The sequence below is a fragment of the Microbacterium sp. GbtcB4 genome (assembly GCF_019091465.1).
Taxonomy (GTDB): Bacteria; Actinomycetota; Actinomycetes; order Actinomycetales; family Microbacteriaceae; genus Microbacterium; species Microbacterium paraoxydans.
In genome coordinates, this window is record NZ_JAGXJJ010000618.1 from 1 (window position 1) to 234 (window position 234).

1 pseudogene is annotated in these 234 nt (G+C 74.8%); it reads right to left on the minus strand.

From position 1 onward, the window contains the following. Positions 1-210: pseudogene (locus KVS71_RS19020) on the minus strand (D-alanine--D-alanine ligase); the annotation flags it as partial. Positions 211-234: the final 24 nt, after the last annotated feature.

A 234-nucleotide genomic window follows, 5' to 3' on the forward strand; every position in this document is an offset into this window, starting at 1 on the left:
GGGCAGCGCCCGGGCCTGCTCCAACGACGCCGCCGGACTCACGCCGGGCGGGATGCCGTCGCCCCGCCACACGCCGTCGCGGTCGATCGTCACGGTCGTGACGGTGTGTCCCCCCAACCGCAGCGCCGCGGCGTCCGCTGCCGCCGAGGCGAGCGACACCTCGTGCTCGGGATTCTGTCCCCCCCCGATGACCAGGACCCTCATCGTCATGCCACGCTCCTCTCCACCCCCCGG